The organism is Rhizobium sp. P2_G2 (genome assembly GCF_056403555.1).
The window spans coordinates 1-4,266 of sequence record NZ_JBFUFF010000217.1; the positions used below are offsets into that span (position 1 = coordinate 1).

Below are 4,266 nucleotides of genomic sequence, written 5' to 3' on the forward strand. Positions count from 1 at the left end.
AGCCGAAGAGAAGTACACCGAGGCTACTGCGCATCTTGATGCTCCGTGCCTTTGCTCAGGGATTGCGTGTGCTCGAGATCCGGGCGGCGTGAGAGTCCGTCATCGGTCTGCTCGATCTCCGCCAAGCCGAGAAACACCATGGCGTCGTCGTCGTTGGCGACACGAAACGGCTCATTATTGCCACCAACCAGCGCAAAGCAGGATGCCGGGATCGATGCTTTCTGCTTGGGATCGAGAACAAGCGTCTTGCACAAGATCACGTTGGCTCGCTGATTGTAGATCGCGCCCGCATAGTCGGCCGCGGCTTTCTCGCACTCCCATTTCTCCGTCCCGTTATAGTTCACCACGTCATCGGGACACGGCCGCAATCCACGAAGGCTTATCTCATGCCCGGCAATTGTTCGTTGCGTGGCGCCCCCGATCATGATCGACGCATTGGCAACCTCGATCTCCCGCGAGACCAGGCCGCCGGCCGCATCGAATCTTTCCAATACGAACATCCGGTCGGTGTTGCTGGCAAAGGATCGCAGATAGGCGGGGGAGGGGTCCGAGAAGGCATTCGGCGGCTCAATTGGCTCAGCTGCGATCACCGAGTTTGCGGCAATCAAAACGGGCATAAGAAATGCGACCTGGATTTTCCTACACATAGAAGTCACTCCTGCATTGACACAGCGATAGGTCATAAATAATTATAATGATTATTCGACGCGACACAACAGAGAGCGGACTGCATGAGAGCACTGCCCCTGGCTATCATTTTAAGCATCGCCCATGGCGCCGCCAACGCATGCGAACCACTTGACCGCAGCAACGTACTCGCAGCTGTGTYGACCATCGCGAAGGCGGAGGGTCTCGACGCAAACCTGGCACTGGCTGTCGCGGAGGTCGAAAGCGCTTCGGGTCAAAACCAGGTCTCGGATGCTGGCGCTGTCGGCATTATGCAGCTGATGCCCGAAACCGCATCCGACTACGGCGTTACCGATCGATGCGATTACCAGGCCAACATTCGCGCTGGCATCCGCTATCTGAAGCACCTTTACGATGAATTCGACGACCCGCTCTTGATGCTAGCTGCGTATAACGCCGGACCTGAACGGATCTATCAGAAGGGCGGCATACCGGAATTTCCCGAGACGGCGAAATACATCGTCAAGGTGATGAACCGGTGGAAGCTTCGTACCAAGGCAACCGAAGCGAAACTCAAAAGAGGCGATCCTACTATCTCAAAGGAAGAGGTGACGATCGCCAAGGCCACCTCATCCACACGTTGGCGGGATGCCCATGTCTGGAACGCCGAATGAACTGCTAATGGAGGCGGCAAGCGCAGCCTAAATTTCACCCGCAAGGAGCGGTCCGGAATTCACAAGAGTCCCGGCTCTAGCTTCAAATCCAACCCAGAAACAGTCGAGGACTGAAACCATGCCGGTTTCCCCCAAGGCGCGTCTACCGCGTCAGCTCATTTCTATTGCCGAAAATATGATGCGCGCAGTGGCCGTGCGCCACGCGCTTCATCAATTTTCCCAAAAACCTGCTCCGTCGAAGGCGTTTCGGAGCATCGTTCCAATCCTTGCAAGCGCCGGCGCGATCGTTCTCGTTCCCGAGCTCGCGCATGCGCAATCAGCCGCGCCCGTCGAGGGAATTCTCGACTGGTTCGTTGGTGTGCTGCAGGGCAATGTGGCCCGCTCCGTCGCCATCATCGCCGTCTGCTTTCTCGGCTTCCTGTTCCTGACGGGGAGAATGGCCTGGCAGATGGCGTTTTCGATCGTGATCGGCATCGGCATCATCTTCGGGGCTGCCGAACTCGTTGATGCCATGAAGTCGTCGGCCGGGGGCACGTGAGATGGTCGATGACGCTCCCGATGTCGAGCCGCTGATCCTGCCCCTGACGCGGCCACCGATGTACTTCGGGGTCGACATCATCGTGTTCGTGGTCAACGGCCTCACCGGGATCGTCCTTTTCATTGCGACCAGCAATTTCCTGGCGCCGCTGGTGGTTTTGCCTATCCACTTTATCGGCCTCTACCTCTGCCAGCGGGACATCCACATCGTCCGCGTCGCACAGGTTTTTCTGTCGATGCGACGGGCAATCCGCAACAAACGCTTTTGGAGGACGGGGAGCTACAGCCCATGAACATCGTCGATCGGGATCTCAAATTCGGCCGGGAGCGCGCGCGGGAGATGAATATCGCGACCCATGTCCCCTTCCTGCGCCACGTTGACGAGCGGACCGTCATCACGAAGACCGGAATGCTCATCCAGGTCGTCAGGCTTTCCGGACTGCCCTACCAAACGATGGATCAGGCGGAAATCAATGCTCGCCTGGCCAACCGCAACATGACCGTGCGTGCGCTGGGTTCGTCTCGCTTCGCACTTTACGCAACGATCATTCGCCGGCGTATCATTCCCATGATCGCCGGCGAGTTCGACAACCCCTTTGCCGACGAGCTCAATGCCCGCTACGTCGGCGGTCTTCAGAGCAGGACGATGTTCGTCAACGAGCTCTATCTGAGCGTCATTCGCCGCCCCATGACTGGCCGTGCGGGCAAGGTCGATCGAATGTTTGATTGGCTCCGTGTGGCCGACAACGAATGGGAAGCACGTTCGGATGACGTTCGCGACTTGAACGACATGGTCTCGGGGATTGTCGGCGATTTCCGCTCATACCGGCCAGAGGTGCTGACTTGCGTCGAGCGGGACGGCGCAATCTTCTCAGAACCGGCGGAATTTTTCGCGAAAATTCTGGCGGCCGGCGACGATCGGTCAATGCCGCTCCCGCGCATGTCGCTCGCAGACTATGTCGGAACAGGTCGCATCATGTTTGGCCGGAAGGCCATGGAGATCTGGTCGGCAGATGGCGCGGCCTCGAAGCTCGCGGCGATGGTGTCGATCAAGGAGTATCCGCCGATGACGACACCAGGGCAGCTCGATGGGCTCCTGCGGCTGCCCTATGAGCTGATCGTCACGCATTCCTTTGCCCCCGAAGATCGAACCACAGTCACCGAAGCGATTTCGACCATTTCACGCCAGATTGCCAATTCCGACGATGGGGGGACCGCGGTCGAGGACGACATTGAAACCGCGCGTGATCGGCTCGCCTCCGGCGATGTCATATTTGGAAAGCATCATATGACCGTCGCGGTGCTCGCGCCGGACGTCTCTCGGCTCAATCGCGCTATCGCCGATGTTACTGCCGAGTTGGCACGTATGGGCGTCGTTGCGGTCCGCGAAGACCTCAATCTCGAGGCTGCCTGGTGGGCRCAGCTACCGGCGAACTTTGCCTACATCGCTCGCCAGGGTTTGATCTCCTCGGTGAATTTTGCCGGACTGTTCTCCGCCCATAATTTTCCCTCAGGCCAGACGCAAAAGCTTCATTGGAAGCTGCCGATCTCGCTTCTCGAAACCACCAGCCAAACGGCTTATTTCTTCAATTTCCACGAGGATGATGTCGGCAACTTCACGGTCATCGGCCCGACCGGGTCGGGAAAGACTGTAGCCTTGTCATTCCTGCTCGCCCAGGGCATGCGGGTCGAGCCACGGCCCCGCTGCGTATTCATCGACAAAGACCGCGGCGGCGAGATTTTTGTGCGCGCCATGGGCGGGCGGTATGAACGATTGTCGCCTGGCGAGCCAACCGGCTTCGCACCGCTTCAATTGCCGGACACGCCTGCGAACCGGACCTTTGGCAAAACGCTGGTCGCATATCTCCTGACACCTGCGGATCGCATCCTCAACGCGGAAGAGATGGCGGTCATCTCTGATGCAGTTGATAGCATCTATAGCGACTTTGCACCCCGACAGCGCCGGCTTGCTATGCTCGGTGAGGCGATGAAGGGGCGGCTCAAGTCGGGTATCGGCGATCTTGCCGACCGGCTGAAGGAATGGACCTCCGGCGACAAGGGGTGGCTTTTCAACAATAACGCAGACCTACTCGATTTCTCGGGCTCGGTGATCGGTTTCGACATGACCGACGTGCTGTCCGACAAGCGGACGCGCACGGCAGCACTGCTCTACATGTTCTACCGCATCGAAGAGATTTTGGACGGCCGTCCTTCGATGATTTTTCTCGACGAAGGTTGGCGCCTGCTCGACGACGAGGTGTTCGCCGGCTTCATCAAGGATTGGCTGAAAACCATCCGAAAAATGAATGGCATTGTCGGGTTCGGGACCCAGTCAGCGGCCGATGTCGTGCGTTCGGACTTACGGAACACGATCATCGAGCAGACCTCGACCAATATCTTCTTTCCAAACGCCGCCGCCGACGAAGAA

The 4,266-nt window shown here is 58.3% G+C and carries 5 protein-coding genes; 4 read left to right on the forward strand and 1 reads right to left on the reverse strand.

Translation table 11 applies throughout. From position 1 onward, the window contains the following. Positions 1-23 precede the first annotated feature (23 nt). Positions 24-683, reverse strand: a complete 660-nt coding sequence (locus AC1D06_RS42020; RefSeq protein WP_477991436.1) for a hypothetical protein — start codon at positions 681-683, stop codon at positions 24-26. Positions 684-731: 48 nt separating this feature from the next. On the opposite strand from AC1D06_RS42020, the gene AC1D06_RS42025 reads away from it, so the two are divergent. The 4 genes from AC1D06_RS42025 to AC1D06_RS42040 form a co-directional block, all read left to right on the forward strand. Next, entirely contained in the window at positions 732-1,301 is a 570-nt protein-coding gene (locus tag AC1D06_RS42025; protein ID WP_477991438.1) for a lytic transglycosylase domain-containing protein, read from the forward strand. A 118-nt stretch (positions 1,302-1,419) separates the two neighbouring features. Beyond that, positions 1,420-1,839 (forward strand): TrbC/VirB2 family type IV secretion system protein, encoded by a 420-nt coding sequence (locus tag AC1D06_RS42030; protein ID WP_477991440.1) that lies wholly within the window; start codon positions 1,420-1,422, stop codon positions 1,837-1,839. Between the two features lies 1 nt (position 1,840). Further along, entirely contained in the window at positions 1,841-2,131 is a 291-nt protein-coding gene (locus AC1D06_RS42035) for a VirB3 family type IV secretion system protein (RefSeq protein ID WP_477991442.1), read from the forward strand. After that, the coding region (locus AC1D06_RS42040) for a VirB4 family type IV secretion/conjugal transfer ATPase (protein ID WP_477991443.1) at positions 2,128-4,266 on the forward strand (2,139 nt) is incomplete at its 3' end. The genes AC1D06_RS42035 and AC1D06_RS42040, both read left to right, overlap by 4 nt.